Source organism: Actinoplanes sp. CA-142083, from assembly GCF_050942195.1.
Taxonomy (GTDB): domain Bacteria; phylum Actinomycetota; class Actinomycetes; order Mycobacteriales; family Micromonosporaceae; genus Actinoplanes.
The window spans coordinates 7264388-7282225 of the sequence record NZ_CP192076.1 but is presented as its reverse complement, the minus strand read 5'-3'; the positions used below and the strand labels follow the sequence as shown (position 1 = coordinate 7282225).

General features: G+C 72.1%; 14 protein-coding genes. 8 read left to right on the top strand and 6 right to left on the bottom strand.

The window, feature by feature from the left end; genetic code table 11:
- Position 1 precedes the first annotated feature (1 nt).
- The 4 genes from ACQPZX_RS33435 to ACQPZX_RS33420 are packed head-to-tail and all read left to right on the top strand — an operon-like array spanning position 2 to position 4104.
- Entirely contained in the window at positions 2 to 1075 is a 1074-nt protein-coding gene (locus ACQPZX_RS33435) for an ABC transporter ATP-binding protein (protein WP_433364144.1), read from the top strand.
- A complete protein-coding gene (locus ACQPZX_RS33430) occupies positions 1072 to 2358 on the top strand; it encodes a flavin monoamine oxidase family protein (RefSeq protein ID WP_433364141.1) in 1287 nt (428 codons plus the stop codon). The genes ACQPZX_RS33435 and ACQPZX_RS33430 overlap by 4 nt, the downstream gene beginning before the upstream one ends.
- Positions 2351 to 3697 (top strand): aldehyde dehydrogenase family protein, encoded by a 1347-nt coding sequence (locus ACQPZX_RS33425; protein WP_433364138.1) that lies wholly within the window; start codon positions 2351 to 2353, stop codon positions 3695 to 3697. Before ACQPZX_RS33430 ends, ACQPZX_RS33425 begins: the two co-directional genes overlap by 8 nt.
- A gap of 41 nt (positions 3698 to 3738) precedes the next feature.
- Positions 3739 to 4104: a response regulator gene (locus ACQPZX_RS33420; RefSeq protein ID WP_433364136.1), complete on the top strand. Its 366-nt coding sequence runs from the start codon at positions 3739 to 3741 to the stop codon at positions 4102 to 4104.
- Here the strand turns inward: ACQPZX_RS33420 and ACQPZX_RS33415 are convergent.
- A complete protein-coding gene (locus ACQPZX_RS33415; protein ID WP_433364133.1) occupies positions 4091 to 6022 on the bottom strand; it encodes an ATP-binding protein in 1932 nt (643 codons plus the stop codon). The genes ACQPZX_RS33420 and ACQPZX_RS33415 overlap by 14 nt on opposite strands.
- A 134-nt stretch (positions 6023 to 6156) precedes the next feature.
- Positions 6157 to 7050: a DUF5996 family protein gene (locus ACQPZX_RS33410; RefSeq protein WP_433364130.1), complete on the bottom strand. Its 894-nt coding sequence runs from the start codon at positions 7048 to 7050 to the stop codon at positions 6157 to 6159.
- Between the two features lie 60 nt (positions 7051 to 7110).
- On the opposite strand from ACQPZX_RS33410, the gene ACQPZX_RS33405 reads away from it, so the two are divergent.
- Positions 7111 to 8364 carry a VanW family protein gene (locus tag ACQPZX_RS33405; protein WP_433364127.1) on the top strand — a complete coding sequence of 418 codons (1254 nt, stop codon included), beginning with the start codon at positions 7111 to 7113 and terminating at the stop codon, positions 8362 to 8364.
- Between the two features lie 468 nt (positions 8365 to 8832).
- On the opposite strand, the gene ACQPZX_RS33400 is transcribed toward ACQPZX_RS33405, so the two are convergent.
- The 4 genes from ACQPZX_RS33400 to ACQPZX_RS33385 form a co-directional block, all read right to left on the bottom strand.
- A complete protein-coding gene (locus ACQPZX_RS33400) occupies positions 8833 to 10197 on the bottom strand; it encodes an FAD-binding oxidoreductase (RefSeq protein ID WP_433364124.1) in 1365 nt (454 codons plus the stop codon).
- 65 nt (positions 10198 to 10262) lie between these two features.
- A complete protein-coding gene (locus ACQPZX_RS33395; RefSeq protein ID WP_433364121.1) occupies positions 10263 to 11051 on the bottom strand; it encodes an oxidoreductase in 789 nt (262 codons plus the stop codon).
- A gap of 40 nt (positions 11052 to 11091) precedes the next feature.
- Entirely contained in the window at positions 11092 to 13863 is a 2772-nt protein-coding gene (locus ACQPZX_RS33390) for an ATP-binding protein (RefSeq protein WP_433364118.1), read from the bottom strand.
- A gap of 46 nt (positions 13864 to 13909) precedes the next feature.
- Positions 13910 to 14629: a GntR family transcriptional regulator gene (locus tag ACQPZX_RS33385; RefSeq protein WP_433364116.1), complete on the bottom strand. Its 720-nt coding sequence runs from the start codon at positions 14627 to 14629 to the stop codon at positions 13910 to 13912.
- 120 nt (positions 14630 to 14749) lie between these two features.
- Here ACQPZX_RS33385 and ACQPZX_RS33380 point away from each other — a divergent pair, with 120 nt between their 5' ends.
- Genes ACQPZX_RS33380 through ACQPZX_RS33370 form a run of 3 tightly spaced genes read left to right on the top strand, consistent with a single transcriptional unit; the run spans position 14750 to position 17838 of the window.
- Positions 14750 to 16087: an ABC transporter substrate-binding protein gene (locus tag ACQPZX_RS33380; protein WP_433364113.1), complete on the top strand. Its 1338-nt coding sequence runs from the start codon at positions 14750 to 14752 to the stop codon at positions 16085 to 16087.
- 3 nt (positions 16088 to 16090) lie between these two features.
- Positions 16091 to 17023 carry a carbohydrate ABC transporter permease gene (locus ACQPZX_RS33375; protein ID WP_433364110.1) on the top strand — a complete coding sequence of 311 codons (933 nt, stop codon included), beginning with the start codon at positions 16091 to 16093 and terminating at the stop codon, positions 17021 to 17023.
- A 2-nt stretch (positions 17024 to 17025) separates the two neighbouring features.
- Positions 17026 to 17838, top strand: coding sequence for a carbohydrate ABC transporter permease (locus ACQPZX_RS33370; RefSeq protein ID WP_433364107.1), 813 nt, complete (start codon positions 17026 to 17028; stop codon positions 17836 to 17838).

Below are 17838 nucleotides of genomic sequence, written 5' to 3'. Positions count from 1 at the left end.
CATGAGCTCCGCTGTCGTGCTGAACGGCATCACCAAGCGCTTCGGCGACTCGGTCGCCGTCGACGACGTCACCCTGGACATCCGGCCCGGCGAGTTCTTCGCGATGCTCGGCCCGTCCGGCTGCGGCAAGACCACCTCACTGCGCATGATCGCCGGCTTCGCCGACCCCGATCTCGGTTCCGTCCTGCTCAACGACGAGGACGTCACCCACCTGCCGCCGAACAAGCGCGACGTCAACACCGTCTTCCAGTCGTACGCCGTCTTCGAGCACCTCTCGGTGGCCGACAACGTCGCCTTCGGGCTCAAGCGCCGGGGCGTCCCGAAGGCCGAGCGCCGCGAGCGGGTGGGCCGGATGCTCGACCTGGTCCAGCTCTCCGGCATGGCCGGCCGCCGCCCGCCCACCCTCTCCGGCGGCCAGCGGCAGCGGGTCGCGCTGGCCCGCGCCCTGGTCAACCGGCCCAAGGTGTTGCTGCTGGACGAGCCGCTCGCCGCCCTCGACCTCAAGCTGCGCCGCCAGATGCAGGTCGAGCTCAAACAGATCCAGCGCGAGGTCGGCATCACCTTCGTCTTCGTCACCCACGACCAGGACGAGGCGCTGACCATGTCCGACCGGCTCGCGGTCATGAACGGCGGAAAGGTCGCGCAGGTCGGCACCCCGGAGGACGTGTACGAGCGGCCGGCCGACGCCTTCGTCGCGGGCTTCATCGGCACCTCGAACGTCATGACCGGCACCTACGCCGACGGCAAGCTGACCCTGCCCGGCGGGCTGTCGTTCCCGGTGGCCGCCCGCCCCGGGCTGGCCGCCGGAAGCCGGGTCGGCGCGTCGGTGCGGCCCGAGAAGATCTGGCTGTCCGACTTCGAGGACGGCATGGTCCAGATCCGCGGCACCCTGCGCGAGACGGTCTACTCCGGCGCGACGACGACGTACCTCGTGGAGATCGCCCCGGGCGTCCAGCTGTCGGTCCTCGAGCAGAACATCGACCGCTCCCGCCGCGAGGAGCGCTGGGTCGGCGGCGAGACCATCGACCTGGCCTGGAAGCCGGAGCACTGCCTGCTGCTGTGCGAGGGCGCATGAGCCACGACGTGATCGTGCTCGGCGCCGGGCTGGCCGGGCTGTCCTGCGCCCGCGACCTGATGCTCGCCGGCGCCGACGTGCTGGTACTCGAAGCCCGCGACCGGGTCGGCGGCCGGGTCGAGCAGGCGACCCTGCCGGACGGCCGGCTCATTCAGCTGGGCGGCGAGGTGGTGGGCCATGCCCACACCGCCTACGTCGGCCTGGTCGCCGAGCTTGGCCTGACCCTGGTGCCCAGTTATGTCGCCGAGCCCGGGGAGATCGTCTACTCGACGGCGTCCTCGGTCAGCGCCGGGCGGCCCGGCTGGGACATCGCCGGTGACGAACAGGTCACCGCCGCGTTCGTGGCCTTGGCGAAGACCGTCGATCCGGACGATCCGTGGTCCCACCCCGACGCGGACCGGCTGGATAGGCTGCCGGTCTCCGCGTGGCTGCGGTCGGAAGGCGCGACCGAGGGCGTCGTCCGCCTCTGGGAGATCGGGCAGCTGTCGCTCGCCAGCGGGTCGAACGACCGCACCTCGATGCTGTCGGCGCTGCGCAAGAACGCCGCTGTGCCCAGCGACGGCCATTACGACTACGACGACTGGGAGGGGCTGCGGGTCGCCGAGGGGTCGGCCACCGTCGCCCTGCGGATGGCTGCTTCCGTTCAGGTTCGCACCGGTGCGGCGGTTACCTCCGTGTCGATCGCTCCCTCCGGCTGCGATGTCACCCTTCGCGATGGCGAGCAACTGACGGCGGCGGCCGTGGTCAGCGCCCTGCCGGTCGGCCCGCTGCGCTCGGTGCACATCACCGGCGTCTCCTCCTCACGGCTGGAATCGCTCAACCGGCAGCGCAACGCCCTCGCCGCCAAACTGGCGGTCGGCTACGAGCGGCCGTTCTGGCGCGACCTCGGCCGCAACGGCCTGTCCGAGTGCGAGGGCGTGCTCGGCAGCACCTGGCCGCAGAGCGAGGGCGTGCTCTCCGGGCTGATCCCGCCCGAGCGCTACGCCGTCCTGCTCGGCACCCCGCCCGCGCAGCGGATCCCGTCCCTGCTGGCGGAGATCACCCGGATGTACGGCGAGGCCGACCCGATCGCCGCGTACCTGCGCTTCTGGGGCACCGACCCGTGGACCCAGGGCTATGTGACGCAGTGGGCCCCCGGCGACGTCATGGCGGTCGGCCCGCTGCACGGCACCCACGAGCCGCCGTTCTACGTCTGCGGCTCCGACCAGTGGGTGGCCGGCTACATGGAGGGCGCGGTCCGCACCGGGCGCGCGGCGGCCTGCGAGGCGCTGCGCCGTGGCTGACCTTTATCCGCTGATCTCGCCGGTCACCGGCGCGGTCCACGGCCACGCGCCGTTGTCCGACCGATCGGATGTCGACCGCGCGTGCCGGGCCGCGGCGGACGCCTTCCGCGCGTGGTCCCGGACGCCGCCGATCCGCCGCCAGGAAGCCTTGCTCGCGCTCGCCTCGCTGGTGGACGAGCGGGCCGCCAGCTTCATCGCCGCCGAGGTCGCCGACACCGGCAAGCCGGCCGCCCTGTTCGCCGCCGACGAACTGCCCGCCTGCGTCGACCCGCTGCGGTTCTTCGCCGGCGCCGCCCGGACGATGCCCGGCGCGCCGGCGGGGGAGTACCTCGAAGGCTTCACCTCGATGCTGCGCCGCGAGCCGATCGGCGTCTGCGCGCAGATCGTGCCGTGGAACTACCCGCTGATGATGGCGATCTGGAAGGTCGCCCCGGCGCTGGCGGCCGGCAACACCGTCGTGCTCAAGCCGGCCGAGACCACGCCGTCCTCGGCGCTGCTGCTCGCCCGGACCGCGGCCGAGGTGCTGCCGCCCGGCGTGCTCACCGTGATCTGCGGCGGCCGCGACACCGGCCGGGCCCTCGTCGAGCATCCGGTGCCGGGCATGGTCGCGCTCACCGGCAGCCCCCGCGCCGGCGAGGAGATCGCGCGGGCGGCCGGCCTCAAACGGCTGCACCTCGAGCTCGGCGGCAACGCCCCGGCGATCGTGCACGCTGACACCGACATCCCCGCGACGGCGGCCGCGCTCGCCGCGACCGGTTTCTACAACGCCGGCCAGGACTGCACCGCGCCCAGCCGGATCCTCGTCGAGCGCGGCGTCCACGACGCGTTCGTGGCCGAGCTGGCCAAGGCCGCCCCCGCCGTCGAGTTCGGCCCGCTCAACAACGCCGCCCAGCTGGCCCGGGTGCGCGGCCTGCTGGACCGGTTGCCCGGGCACGCCTCGATCGCGTGCGGCGGCTCGGCGCTCGACCGGCCCGGCTTCTTCCACGATCCGACCGTGGTCACCGGCGTGCGGCCGGACGACGAGATCGTCCGCGAGGAGATCTTCGGCCCGGTGCTCACCGTGCAGCCCTTCGCGAGTGAGGCCGAGGCGGTGCGCCTGGCCAACGACACCCCCTACGGCCTGGCCGCCAGCGTGTGGACCGGCGACCACGAGCGCGCCATGCGGGCCGCGCGCGACCTCCGTGCCGGCATCGTCTGGATCAACACGCACGCCACCACGGTGTCGGAGATGCCGCACGGCGGCACCGGCCGTTCCGGCTACGGCAGCGACCTGTCGATGGCCGGGCTTCTGGAATACACCCGGCCCAAGCACGTCATGACCCGACTGAAGTCCGGCTAAATCGGTCTTGCGGGGCTCCTACGTACGGTAGGAATTCCAGCATGACGACGCTGGTCCTGGCCGAGGACGACCACGACATCCGCGCCATCGCCGCGAGGATTCTCCGCCGCGCCGGATACGAGGTGATCGAGGTGGCCGACGGGTCCGCGGCGCTCGACGCGGTCCGGGAGCACCGGCCGGCGATGGTGGTCAGCGACATCGACATGCCGGTGATGTCCGGCGTCGATCTGTGCCTCGCCCTGCGCGCCGACCCGGCGACCAAGGACCTGCCGGTGGTCTTCGTCAGCGGCAGCCTGGTTCCCGGCGACACCCGCCCCGAGCAGGCGCAGGCCACCGCGATCCTGTCCAAGCCGTTCCTGCCGCGCGATCTGGTGGCCTGCGTCGAGGCCGCGCTCAGTCGTCGGTAGCGAGCGTGACCGGGAGCCGTACGACGATCCGGGACCCGGGCTCGGCGGTCGGGATCAGCCGGATGGTGCCGTGGTGGCCCTCGACAACCGCGCGGCTGATGGCCAGGCCGAGCCCGTTCCCGGCGATGCCGTGCCGGCGCGAGCGCTCGGTGCGGTGGAACGGGACGAACATCCGGTCCCGCTCGTCCTCCGGGAAGCCGAGGCCGGTGTCGGTCACGGTCAGCTCGATGGCGCCCGGATCCGGGCGGGTCAGGACGGCGGTCACGTGGCCGCCGTCCGGAGTGTGCTTGATGGCGTTGCCGAGCAGCTGGTCGGCGAGCTGCCGGATCCGTACCGGATCGCCGGTGATCGTCGTCTCGGTGTCGAGGTGGAGAGTCACGCCGACGCCCGCGGCGTCGGCCAGCGGTTGCGCCGCCTCGGCCGCCGCGCGGACCACCCCCGCCAGGCAGATCGGCTCGCGGGCCAGCCCGGCGTGCCCGCCGTCGAGCGCGGCCAGATCCAGCAGCTGGTCGATGATCTGACGTAGCGCGGCGCTGTTGCGGCCGAGCACCTCGAGCGTGGCCGGCAGGTCGTCGGCGGCGGTGGCCGGGTCGCATTCCCGGAGCATCTCGATGTAGGCGGCGATGGAGGTGAGCGGGGTCCGCACCTCATGACCGATCAGCGCGAGATAGTCGTCCTTGCTCCGGGCCAGCGCGACGGTGAGCTCGTCGGCGCGGTGCCGCTCGAGGAACTCGGCGATGCGCGCGCCGATCCCGGACAGGAAGCTGATCAGCGCGTCGGCGGGGTCGTCGACCACGACGTCGAAGAACGACATCACCGCCACGATCTTGCCGCCGGCCGGCAGGGGCACGGCGAAGCTGGTTGTCGCCTGCGGCGCGGTGGTGTCGCGGGTCCACACCGGCGTTCCGGTCCGCCAGGCGGCATCGGTCAGAGCGTCGGCGCCGTCGAGCGACCCGTTCTCCGGGAACCGGGCGGCGCCGACGAGCGCGTCCACCTCCGGCTCGGCCACCCAGATCTCCGCGCGGGCCCATCCGAACGCGGCGCAGACCTCGGCGAGGATCTTCGGCCCGGCGTCGTGGATGTCGGCGGCGCTCTCCAACGCGTCGCACACCGCCCGGTCCACGTCGCGGAACTGCTCGGCGCGACGCTGATCGGTGACGTCCCGGACGGCCACCACCGCGCCGAGCTGCCGCCCGTCCGCGCCGGTGATCAACTGGGCGTCGGCGATCGCGGTCCGGGCGGACAGGCCCGGCGGCTTGACGGTGAACTCCGCTTCGCGCAGCTCTTCACCCCGCATCGCGCAGCACAACGGCGATTCCTGGGCCGGAAGCGGCCGTCCTTCGCCGTCGACCAGGTGGTGCCGCTCGGCGCATTCGCTGATGTGGTCGCCGGGCGGCATCGCGCCCGCCAGCTGCTGGATGGCGTCGTTGGCGAAGACCAGCAGGCCGTGCTCGTCGCAGGCCGCCACACCCACGTGCAGGTGCTGCAGGATCGCCTCGAGGAAGCGGCGATGCGTGTCGGCGCGCTGCTGCTCGGTGACGAGCGCCGTGCAGGCCTGCGCGGCCTCGTCGACCGCCGCCAGCTGCTCCGGCGACCACTCCCGCGGCACGAAGTCCAGCGCCGTGCACACCCCGACGATACGTTCCCCCGGGTCACGGATCGGGAATCCGGCGTACGCGCGCACGCCCAGCTCCAGCGCAGGCGCGCCCTCCGGCACCCGCGGATCCTTCGTGATGTCGCTGATGACGATCGGCCGCTGGTGCGCGAGAACCAGTCCCGCGATCGTCAGGTTCACCGGAGTCGGCCCGTACCGGGTCCATTCGGCGGGCAGGCCGGCCGCCCCCGCCAGATTCAGCATCTCGCCGTCGTCGGTCAGATGTATCAGCGCGATCGGCACCCCCGCCGACCGCGCGATCATCGCCGCCAGCTTCCCCGCCGGCCGATCCGGACCCGGGCCCAGACACAGCTGCATTATCCGGCTCGCGGGCGCGATGGCTGTCTCGGTGTCACCCACAATGCCGAGCCAACCACCATCGCACAGACCACCGCGCGTTAGTTGCCGTTTTCCAACCCCCAGCGACCGAGGTCGGCCGCGGCGTCATAGGTCGAGCGCAGGAAGTCGCCGACCGTCCGGTCCGGGTCCGCGGCGTCGGCGACGGCCTCGTAGGGGAGTAGGAACTCGCCCATCCCGCGGTCGTAGTGAGCCGCCCCCGGCAGGATCGGCCGGTCGGCGTAGCCGGGTGGCTCGGGGTACGCGTACGCGTAGAACGCGCCCTCCGAACCGCCTCCCGGCCAGAAGCCGAAGCTGGCCAGCTCGTGCGAGTAGCCCTCGTGCATCACCGACGGCGGGCAGTTCGGCGCGCCGCCCGGGTGCGGTGGCGCTGTCCGCCCGGAGAACCTGGTGTAGGCCAGGTCCATCGCGCCCCAGAAGAAGTGCACCGGGCTCGCCTTGCCGACGAACCCCGATCGGAACCGGGTGAGCACGCGGTCGGCCTGCCGAAGCTGCCCCCAGAACAGTCGCGCGGCTTCCCCGTCGTACGCGTGATGCTCTCGATCCTCGGCGAACGGAATGGCCCGCTCGACCTCGTTGGGCACCGCGTGCATGGTCGTCTCGATGCCGAGCCCCGCCAGCGCCGCCATGGTCTCGGCATAGAACGCCGCGACCGGCTTGGGCTCGAGGGCGACCTCCCGGTGCCGCCCGTCACTCCGCCGGATCCGCAAAACCTGGTCGATAAAGTCAAATTCCAGGTCAAAGACGTCGTTCTCGTACGGGATGGCAGAGGTGCCCAGCCCACGGGCCGTGAGGTAGAGCGCGACGTGCCACCAGTGATTGACCGACGGGGCATGCGCCATGCGGATCTTCCCGGCGATCTGGGTCCACATGTGCAGCGTGTCCCGGGTGTCGGTCCAATCGGCCACGCGAAGCCGCGGCCACTCGCCGGTCATCTTTGCCCCCTTGTGATCGTCGCCGCTGTGCGTATCGCGGAGATCCTTCACGATCTTGTCATGGTCAGCACGGTGTATGAGGTCAAGCGTCCCTGGTACACCCGCCTGTGGATACTGATCTCGGCCGTCCTGGTGGTGATCGTCGTCGCGGCCGTGGTCACGCTGGTCGTGATGGCCCGCCGTGCCCAGCTGGTCCCCGCCGGACGCACGATCGCCGGCGTCGCGGTCGGCGGCCTCGACGAGCGCAAGCTGCGGGCCGCGGTCGAGTCGTCGGTGCGGCCCCGGGTCGAGCAGCCCATCACCGTACGGGTCACCGGCGCCGGCCAGACCTTCACCTTCGCACCGGGCGCCTCCGGCATCACGCTCGACGTCGACGCGACCGTGCGGGACGGCCTGGCCGGCACCACGGCGGCCCTCCCGGCCACCCTGGCCGTCGACTCCGCGAAGCTGCGCGCCGCCCTGGCCGCACACCGCCAGGCGGCAACCGACACCACCGTGAAGCTGGCAGCGCCGTCGCCTTTTTTGGAGGCCAAGGGCGACACGTCCTACACCGCGTCGACGGCCGGCGTCACCCGCGCCGCCGGCAAGCCCGGCTGGTCCCTGGACCCCGCAACAGCGGCCGCCGCGGTGGAGGCCGCCGCCCGCTCCGGCCTCGCCGAGGCGTCGGTGGCGAGCATTCCCGTGGCGCCCGGCACCAAACCCGCGAACCTGGCCGGCGTGGACCAGCTGATCGGCACGTTCACCACGTACCACCCGTGCTGCGCCCCGCGCGTCACCAACATCCACCTGATCGCCAAGCTGGTCGACGGCACGGTGGTGGCCCCCGGCGCGACCTTCTCCCTCAACGAGAAGGTCGGCGAGCGCACCCGCGACAAGGGTTTCGTGCCCGCCCCCGCCATCGTCGCCGGCGAGCTGGAGGACCAGTTGGGCGGCGGCGTCTCCCAGTTCTCGACCACGCTGTTCAACGCCGTCTGGTTCGCCGGCCTGCCCAGCTTGAAGCACCAGCCGCACAGCAAGTACATCTCGCGCTACCCGCCGGGCCGCGAGGCCACCCTCGACTGGGGCAACATCGACAACGTCTTCCGCAACACCACCGACGCCCCAGTGGTGATCCGCGTCAAGACCACCGGCACGTCGGTGACGGTCGGCCTGTACGGCCACACGGGGGACCGTCGCGTGGTTTCCGAGACCGGCCCCCGAAACCCGGTAGGCGCCGACGGAGGCTTCAGCGTCCGAGTAACCCGAACCGTCTACGACGACGACCAGAAGACCGGCACCGCAACCCTCCGCTGGACCTACGACGGCCTCGACTGAGCCGCTTTCTGTTCCCGCGACCGGTCGCGGTTGTCGCTGGCTGGGCTGGGTTGCCATGGCCCGGGCCGTGGCTGGTCGGGGTGCGTGCGGCCGGTCGCGGTTGTCGCTGGCTGGGCGGGGTGCCATGGCCCGGGCCGTGGCTGGTCGCGGTGCGAGCGGCCCGTCGCTCTCGTCGGCCGCCCTGACCGCCGCGCTCGCCGCATGCCTCGCCCACGCGCCCGCCCGGCGCCTCGCCCACGCGCCCCCGGCGCCTCGCGCTGGATCTTGATGAATAGCGGTCTGATGGGAGCGCCAAATCATCAGCCTTCAACCGTCTCGATCAACTCCTGGTGTACTTAACATGATATGTCCGGCTCATGCTCGGCGCTCGTCTCGCGATGTGGACGAGCCGACCGGTCGCCGGGACGCGCGGTCAGGATGCGGGAAGCGGTCCACTTGCTGAGAGTTGGGGCCACATTGCGGGACCGGCTAGGGCAGGCGGATGCTCTGGGCGTGGTGGAAGAAGTCGTCCGGGTCGTAGCGGCCCTTCACCTGCTGCAACCGCGGATAGTTGGACCCGTAGTAAGCGCCGGCCCAATCCGTCAGACCGGTGTCGGCGTAGTTCTGGTAGACCTCGCCGGTCAGATGCGTCCGCAGCGCGCCCGCCAAGTCATCAGCCCAGGCGAGGTTGGCGGGCGTGTCGCTGTCCTCCTGCCATAGGGAGATCACCGAGACGTAGTGCACGGCCGACCGGTGGACGAAAGCGGTCGCGTCGGTGGGCACGCGAGCGACGGCGCCGCCGGCTAGCAGGTCGAAGCGGATCATCGAGTACGCCGACGGCTTGCGTGCGAAAGCGTCCACCATGGTGGCGATGGCGTCGTCGGAAGGCCCCGGATCGCGGAAGTAGCCGCCGGTCCAGCGCGACTGCAACCCGTACGGAATCTCCTCGCCCAACGCGTGCATGAGGTCCAGGTAGGACAGCTCGCCGAGGTTGTCGACCGACGGCTTGCCGAAGGCGCGGATCGGCGCGAGCGCCTTCTCCCCTTCGGGCAGCGGGCCGACGTAGAGCCCGTACAGCGAGATCTCGGGCGCCGGATCGGCGCTGAGCAGCAGGCACAACGCCAAGCGGTCGTCGTCGTTGTCGGCGTACAGGTCGCGGTAGAGCCGCAGCACCGCCTCGGCCTGCTCGATCGGCCAGCTGATGAAGCCGCCCATCATGGTGGCCGGCACCGGGTCGAGCCGGTAGCGCAGCTTGGTCACCACGCCAAGCCCGGCGCCGCCCGCGCCGCGCAGCGCCCACAGCAGGTCGGGGTGCTCGTCCTCGGTGACCTGCAGGACCCGGCCGCCGGCGTCGACGACCTCGGCCGCCACGATGTGGTCGCAGCCCAGCCCGAAGCGGCGGCTGAGCGGCCCGTATCCGCCGCCCAGGCTGAAGCCCGCGTTGCTGACGGTGGGGCATTCGCCGCCCGGCGCGGCCAGGCCCTCGGGATAGGTGACGCTGTCGATCGACCGCCAGCCCGCGCCGGCCCCGGCCGTGACCTCGGCGGCGGAGTCGAAGGCGGAGTCGAAGGCGACGTCCCGCAACCCGCCGACGTCGATGACCAGACCGTCATCCACCAGCGACAGTCCACTCGCGTGATGCCCGCCGCCGCGCACGGCCACCGGCAGCCCGGCGTCCCGGGCGAAGCGCACCGCGGTGACGACGTCCTGGGTGTCGGCACAGCGGCACAGGGCGGCGGGCCGGGTGCGGATCCGGGTGTTGAACAGGACGCGAGCGGCCTCGAAACCCGGGTCGTAGGCGGAGATGACGTCGCCGCGGAAGCTGTCGCGAAGTGCCGTGAGATCGGGACGCATCGACGGATCTTCGCATCGGGCCCGGACGCGTCGCAACGCCCGGCGTCAGGTGGCGGATCGAAATCTCATAGGGAGGCGGTCAGGCCGCCGTCGATGAGGATGTCCGTGCCGGTGACGTTGCCGGCCCGGCCGCTCGCCAGCAGCAGCACCAGGTCGGCGACCTCGTCGGGGCGGGTGAAGCGGCCGGTTGCGGCGCCGCCGACCGCGCCCTTGGCGACCTCTTCGGGAGCGAGGCCGCCGGCCGCGCCGACGGTCTCGGCGACGCCGCCGGCGCCGAGCCACAGGTCGGTTTCCACGGGGCCGGGGCTGATGGTGTTGACACGTACGCCTCGGGGCCCGACCTCTTTCGACAACGCCTTGCTGAAGTTGGCGAGGGCGGCTTTCGCGGCGCTGTAGTCGATGACCAGCGGGTCCGGAAGCGACGCGTTGACCGAGCTGACCGTGACGATCGTTCCGGCCCGTTCCAGCAGGTGCGGGAGGGCGGCGCGGGTGACCCGTACGGCGGAGAGGAAGTTGATCGTCAGGGTCTCCAGCCAGTCGGCGTCGGTGACCGACAGGAAGCCGCCGGTGCGGGGATGCACGCCGCCGACGTTGTTGACGAGGATGTCCAGGCGGCCGCCGAGCAGGGCCGTGCCCGCCTCGACCAGGGCGGCCGGTCCGTCGGGGGTGCTGAGATCGGCGGTGACCGGGTGGACGTGGCCGGTCCCGGCGAGGGCGGCCAGCTCCGGCGGGGTGCTGCGGGCGCCCGCGACGACGGTCACGCCCTCGGCGGCCAGCGCCCGCACGATCGCCAGCCCGATGCCGCGGCTGGCCCCGGTGACCAGGGCCGTCCGGCCCTCGAGATCAAGCTGCATGACGCGGACCCTACAAGCGGGCCGGCGCCGGTCGCGAGCGTCAGATGACGGTCGCCCGGCCGCGCACGATCGCGCCCAGCTGGGACCGTGACGTGATCTCCAGCTTCGGGAAGATCCGGTGCAGGTGCGAGCTGATCGTGCGGTGCGACAGGTAGAGCCGTTCGCCGATCTCGCGGTTGGTCATGCCCTCGGCGGCCATCTGCGCGATCTGCAGCTCCTGGGCGGTGAGCCGCTCGTACGCCTCGACCGTCCGGCGCCGGCTCGTCTCGCCCGACGCCCGCAGCTCCTGACGGGCCAGCTCGCCCCACGGCGTGGCGCCGAGGCCGTCGAACGTGTCGCGGGCGGCCCGCAGCGGCTCGCGGCAGTCGGCGCTCCGGCGTTGCCGCCGCAGCCATTTCCCGTACGCCAGCTGCACCCGCGCCCGGGTGAACGGCCAGCGCCCGGCCCCTTCCCCGAGCGCCACCCGGAACAGCTCCTCGGCGTCGGCGTCCCCGGCGAGGACGGCCCGGGCATGCCGGAGCCCGCCGTGCAGCGCCGGCGACGGGGTCTGCCGGCCGAGCTCCTCGATCTCGGCGATCACCGTGGCCACCGCCGTGGCCTGCCCGCTGTGGAGGGCGGCGTCGGCGAGCTCGCCGACGGCGAAACAGCGCAGCGCCGGGTGGAACGACGGATCGGCCGGGTCGTGCATGCGCCGCAGTTGCTGGTACGCCTCGGCGTACCGGCCCGCGCCGAGCGCCGCCAGCCCGCGGGCGAGCCGGGCGGTGGCCAGCACCGGGCGGACCCCGCCGGAGAGGGCGCCCTGCTCCGCGGCGGTGGCCAGGCGCCCGGCGGCCTCCTCGTCGCCGCGCAGCGCCGCCAGCACCGCGGCCGTGGACTGGCCGATCCCGACGAAGAGCGGCTGGGAGGTCTCGGCGGCCAGCCGGGTGCACTCCTCGGCGGCGGGAATGCCGGCGTCGAGGTCGGCCAAGTGGGCGGCGCTCCACGCCTGGGCGCCGAGGGCCCGGGCCAGGAGGCCGAGCCGGCCCTGGGCGCGCAGCGCGGGCAGGGCGGCCGCGGAGCAGGTCTCCGCCAGGTCGAAGACGCCCACCAGGATCGCCGCGGAACCCACCAGCCGCATCGCCTCCGGATCGCCGTCCGAGCGGGCGGCGCTGCGCCGGAGGCTGTCGATGACCGCGGCGCCCCGCTCGATCGGCGCCGCGAACGCGAGGATCGCCAGCAGGTCCGGATCGCCCGCGGCGACCGGCAGGGACTCGGCGACATCGACGATGCGGAGCCGGGCCGCGGTGTCCGCCTCCGTCCAGAACGAGCGCAGGGCGGCGCCGTTCAGCAGCCGCATCGCCACGTCGGCATGCCCGTCCGCCGCCACTTGCTCGGCGGCGGCCGCGATCGCCTCCGGCCGCCGGTGCTCCTCGCGCAGGCCGGCGCCGAAGCTCGCCTCGATCCACAGCAGCTGGCCGCGCTGCCGCGCCGACAGCTCCACCGTCCGGACTTCCCGGACGAGATCGGTCACCACGTCGTGGCGACCCAGCTCGACCGCGGCCTCGGCGGCGCGCAGCAGCCGTGCTGCCCGGCGGGCCGGGTCGGCGGTGAGGCGTGCGGCCCGTTCCAGCGCGGACAGCGCCAGCCGGGCCGCGCCCTGCCGGCGGGCCGCCTTGGCGGCCTCCTCCAGACCGGCCGCCACGCTCTCGTCCGGCTCCGACAGCGACGCCGCCCGGTGCCAGATCGCCCGGTTCGGCTTGCCGGCGAGCACCTGGGCCAGCGCCGCGTGCGCCGCGTGCCGCTCGGCGACGCTCGCCCGCTGGTGGATGGCCGAGCGCATCAGCGGGTGCCGGAACCGGACCCGGATCTCGTCGGGGTCCAGCAGGGACGCGGCGACGGCGGGGGCGAGGTCGTCGGCGGTGACCCCCTCGCCGCCGGCCGCCATCGTCTCGGACAGGGAGTCGCTGTCGTTGATCGCGGCGATCAGCAGCAGGGTCCGGGTGGCGGCGGGCAGCCTGCCGACCCGGGCCGCGAACGCCTCCTCCAGCCGTTCGCTGAGCGGCTGGAACGCCTGCGCCGAGGACTCGGCCCCGGCCGCCAGCTCCACCAGCGCCAGCGGATTGCCGGCGGCGTCGCGCAACAGGCGCCGGCGAGCGCCGGGCGGCAGGGCGCCGGCCCTGGCGTCGAGCAGGGCCGCCGCCGCAGCCTCGCCCAGCCGTTCCAGGCGCAGAGCCGGCAGGTCGGCCCCGAACGAGCTGGGGAATCCGTCACGCACCGCGGCGAGCAGCAACACCGGGTCCGCGTCGAGCCGTCGGGCGACGAAGGCGAGCACGTCCGCGCTGGCCGGGTCGAGCCAGTGCGCGTCCTCGACGAGCAGCAGGGTGGCGGGTTCGGGGCCGGTGTCGGCCAGCAGGTTCAGCGCGGCCAGGGCGACGAGGAAGAGGTCCGGCGTGGCCGCGCCGGTCATGCCGAACGCCGCCATCATCGCGTCCCGCTGCGGCGCCGGCAGCGCTCGGGTCCGGCCGAGGACCGGTCGCAGCAGGTTGTGCAGGCCGGCGAACGGCAGCCGCGACTCCGCCTCGACGCCGGCGGCCGACAGGACGAGCAGCCCGTCGCCGGTCGCGATCCGGCGGGCCTCGCTCAGCAGCGTCGACTTGCCGATGCCGGCCTCGCCGCGGACCACCAGCGCCCCGCCCCGATCACGCCCGCCCCGATCACGCCCGCCCCGATCACGCCCGCCCCGATCACGCCCGCTCCGGACGAAAGCGCTCAACTGCCGCAGTTCGGCATCGCGGCCGTAAAGGGCCTCGCCGCTCATCCCCATTGTGATCATCAGGCCCTTGAGCCTAAGGCTCGGGTGCCGGACCGGCCAGGGCGCGTCAGGCGCGGCGGAACAGGTCGGCCTCGAAGCGGTAGGCGTCGCCCCGGTACTTGTTGTGGCCGATCAGCACCGGGGTGCCGTCGGCGGTGTAGGCGACCTCGTCGCCCACGAGCACGGGCGCGCCGGCGGTGATGCCCAGCAACCGGGCCAGCTCCGCGTCGGCGCTCTCGGCCATCAGCGTGTAGGCGCTGCGATGCACCTCGATGCCGCAGGTCTCCCGCAGCACGTCGTAGAGCGACGCGTCGGTGAGGTCGGCGGTCGCCAGGTCGGCGGCGCGGGCCTCCGGCACGACCACGACGTCGAAGCAGACCGGTGTGCCGTCCATGCCGCGCAGGCGGTCGACCTCGATGACCGGCGCGGCCGGCGCGATGCGCAGCTTGGCGGCCTCGTCGATGCCGGCGGGCCGCACCTCCTGCCGCATGACGCGGGCGGTCGGGCGCAGGCCGCGAGCGCGGGCCATCTCGGTGAAGGACTGCAGCGTGCTGGGCGGCTCGCTGAGCACCTGGGTGGGCACGAACCAGCCGCGCTGGGCGGATCGCTGCAGGGTGCCCTCGGACTCGAGACGGCTCAGCGCCAGGCGCAGCGTGGCCCGGCTGACGCCCAGCTGGGTGGCCAGGTCGCGCTCGCCGGGCAGCCGCGAGCCGGGGGCGTAACGGCCGACGGTGAGGTCGCGGGTCAGCTGCTCATAGGCCTGCGTCGAAGCGGTCCCAGTCGTCACGCGGAGCAGAGTACCAGTTTCACCGCTGGGTGGACCAGTGGCGATTCGTGGTTCAGCACTGGACTAACTGGTATAGGAGGATCTAGTGTCCGTTAACACCGGCGACACAACGGAGTGAAGATGAGATTTCATAAAGCGGGAGTTGCGGCGGCCATAGCGCTGAGCCTGGCGGCCTGCTCGCCCGGAGGCGGCTCGACCGCCAAGAACGACGCCCCGAGCACCGTCTCGACCGACGTCGCCAAGGCCGGCAACGTGACGCTCAAGCTGACCGACTTCTGGGGCGCGGCCGAGGGCGAGTGGATCAAGTCCTTGATCACCGGCTTCCAGACGAAGTACCCGAACGTCAAGATCGAGCGCACGACCGAGGACTGGGGTCAGCTCAACTCGACGCTCAACCTGCAGCTGCAGGACGACAGCGGGCCCGACATCGCGACCGCCAACAACGGCTGGCAGTCGCTGGGCACCCTGGCCAAGGGCAACCTGGTGCTCAACCTCGACGCGTACGCGAAGGCCTATGGCTGGGACAAGAAGGTCCCGAGCACCATCACCCGGCAGAACACCTTCACCACCGACTTCAAGACGATGGGCGCGGGCTCGTGGTTCGGCACGCCCATGGCCCGTACGTCGCTGATCGGCCTTTATTACAACGCCGACAAGCTGAAGAAACTCGGCATCACCCCGCCCACCACCCTCGACGAGCTCGAGGCCGGCGCCGCCAAGGCCAAGGCCGCCGGCGAGGTCCCCTTCGAGTACGGCAGCCTCGACGGCTCCACGACGATCCTTCTCGGCACGCAGGCCTTGCTGGCCGACAAGAAGAAGCTGAACGACTACATCTACGGCGACACGTCGGTGAAGGCCACCGACGTCGGGATGACCGACGCCATCACCCTTACCAAGAAGTGGGCCGACGCGGGCTACTTCCCGCCGAAGTTCAACGGCATCGACTACCAGACGGCGGTCGCCAACTTCGTCGGCGGCAAGGGCGTCTTCCGCTGGGAGTACACCGGCTCGCTCGGCCTGAACGCCTCGCAGCAGGGGCACTTCGGCTACATCCAGCTGCCGCAGAAGAGCGGTAGCGGCACGGTCGGCGTCGGCGCCGCCCCGGGCGCCATGGTGATCTCGGCGAAGAGCAAGCACCCGGACGTCGCCGCGGCGTTCCTCGACTACATGATGTCGCCCGACGCCGGCCAGGTCGCCGTCGACAAGGGCCTCGTCCCCGCGATGTCCCCGGACGTCAAGGTGCCGGCCTCGTCGCTCAGCCTGACCGGCGAGTCGGCGGGCGCGGCGACCCTGGACAAGAACGACGGCTACGTGCCGTACTTCGACTGGTCCAGCCCGACGATGCTCGACACCATCAGCCAGAACCTGCAGCTCGTGTACGCCGGCAAGATGACCCCGGACAAGTTCACCGAGGCCGTCGACAAGGACCGGGACACGTTCCTCGCGGGGCAGGGCTGACCCGTGACCGACACGGTGGCCCCGGCACGCGAGGTGCGCACGGCCACGAACACCGACGTCCGGCGTCGCCCCCTGCGGCGCAGGACGCGGTGGATCGGCCTCGGCTTCGCCGCGCTCCCGCTGGGCGTGTACGCGCTCGTCGTGCTCGTCCCGCTGGCCCAGTCGGTGCAGTACTCGTTCTACAAGTGGGACGGGGTCACCGCCTCGACATGGGTCGGGTTCGACAACTACAAGGCGTTCGTCACGGACCCGGTCCTGCGGTCGACGCTCGGACACGTACTCGTGCTCATCGGCTTTTTTGCCCTGTTGCCCATCATCCTGGGGCTGTTGTCGGCGGCGTTGCTGACCCGGGCGAAGCAGCCGGGCATGGCGGTCTACCGGTGGATCTTCTTCCTGCCGCAGGTCATGACCACCGTCGTGATCGCGCTGGTCTTCAAGCGGATCTACGCGCCGGACGGCCCGCTCAACACCGCGCTGCGGGCCGTCGGCCTCGACTCGCTGGCCAAGACCTGGCTCGGCGACTTCACCTGGGCGCTGCCGGCGCTCGGCCTGGTCGGCACGTGGGTGACCTTCGGTTTCTGCATGGTGCTGTTCATTTCCGGCACCTCTGCGATCGCGCCCGAGCTGTACGAGGCGGCCCGCATCGACGGCGCCGGTCCGGTCCGCGAGTTCTTCGCGGTGACGCTGCCGGGCCTGCGCGGTCAGCTGGCCGTCGCGCTGACGCTGACCATCACCGCCGCGCTGCGCACCTTCGACCTGGTCTGGATCACGACGCACGGCGGCCCGGGCACCTCGACCCTGACCCCGGCGGTGGCGCTCTACAAGGCGGCGTTCCAGAACCCGCAAGTCGGACTCGCGGCGGCGATCGGCGTCGTGATGGCGGCCCTGTGCCTGGTCATCGCGGTCGTCATCACCCGCGTCTCGGAGAGGGACTGACCGTGATCTCGAAGATGGAACGCGTCGTCAACTACGTCGTGCTGACGATCCTGGCCGTGGTCGTGCTCTTCCCGGTCGGCACGTTCGTCGTCGCGGCGCTCAGTCCCGACCGCTCCGGCAAGCCGGTCGGCGTCGGCGACTTCGCGTGGGGGAACTTCGCGACCGCGTGGCGCGACGCCGACTTCTCCCGGGCCATGACGATCTCCATCGTCATTGCCGTGTGCGTTGTCGCGGGCCAGGTCCTTCTCGCTCTTCTTGGCGGGTACGCCTTCGGCGTGCTGGGCGTGGTCGGGGACAAGGTGCTGTTCCCGATCGTCCTGCTCGGCATGATGATCTCCCTCGAGGCCATCATCGTCCCGCTCTACTACCAGTTCCGGACGTTCGGCCTCACGAACACGCTGCCCGGCATCATCCTCATCCATTTGGGCATGGGCGTGCCGTTCGGCATCTTCTGGATGCGCGCCGCGTTCCGCGCCCTGCCCCGCTCGGCCTTCGAGTCGGCCGAGATGGACGGCGCCGGCGCGCTGCGCATGCTGCGGTCGATGGCCGCCCCCATGGCCCGGCCCGCCATCTACACGCTGATCCTGCTCAGCTTCATGTGGACCTGGAACGACTACTTCCTGTCCCTGGTGTTCCTGCACGGCTCGAACCAGACGGCGACCGTCGCGCTCGGGGTCTTCCAGGGCAAGTACGTCACCCAGATCAACCTGATGGCCGCGGGCGGGCTCATCGTCGCCGCGCCCGTGCTGGTCCTCTACGTCGTCTTCCAGCGGAAATTCATCTCCGGAATGCTGGCCGGCGCGATCAAGGAGTAA